The sequence below is a fragment of the Cognatundibacterium luofuense genome (genome assembly GCF_018139685.1).
GTDB lineage: Bacteria > Pseudomonadota > Gammaproteobacteria > Burkholderiales > Burkholderiaceae_D > Undibacterium > Undibacterium luofuense.
In genome coordinates this window covers 1-516 of sequence record NZ_JAGSPN010000100.1, presented here as the reverse complement: position 1 = coordinate 516, position 516 = coordinate 1, and the positions used below count along the sequence as shown (strand labels likewise).

Below are 516 nucleotides of genomic sequence, written 5' to 3'. Positions count from 1 at the left end.
CCGTTGTGTTGAAGCGAGTTACTGGATGTTTGCCCCCAATCGGCAAGCCGGAAATTTGCTTTATATTTTATGAGACCTATTGGGGATATTCTCCCCAAACTAGAAAGGATGAAGATGAGTGATCAGCTTGTGATCCGTTGTGTTAGCAAAGACGACTTTCCTGAATGGCTAACACTTTGGGAAGGTTACAATAAATTTTATGGACGACATGGAGAAACCGCGTTAGATCCAGAAATTACCAGGTCAACTTGGGCTCGCTTTTTTGATGAACACGAACCGATGCAAGCAATGGTTGCAGAACGATCGGGAAAATTGCTCGGTTTAGTTCATTTCATCTACCACAGAAGTACTATTCAAATTAAGCCGGCATGTTATCTGCAAGACTTATTTACAGTGGATCATGCGAGAGGGATGGGGGTTGGCAGAGCACTGATAAACGCTGTGTATGACACTGCCAAGGCTGTCGGAATTCAACGTGTTTACTGGCAAACACAGGAAACGAATACGATAGCCATG

1 protein-coding gene is annotated in these 516 nt (G+C 44.0%); it reads left to right on the top strand.

Annotated features, from left to right (window positions below; all coding sequences use genetic code 11):
- Positions 1-114 precede the first annotated feature (114 nt).
- On the top strand, positions 115-516 hold a 402-nt coding region (locus KDM89_RS19515), incomplete at its 3' end, for a GNAT family N-acetyltransferase (protein WP_212689560.1).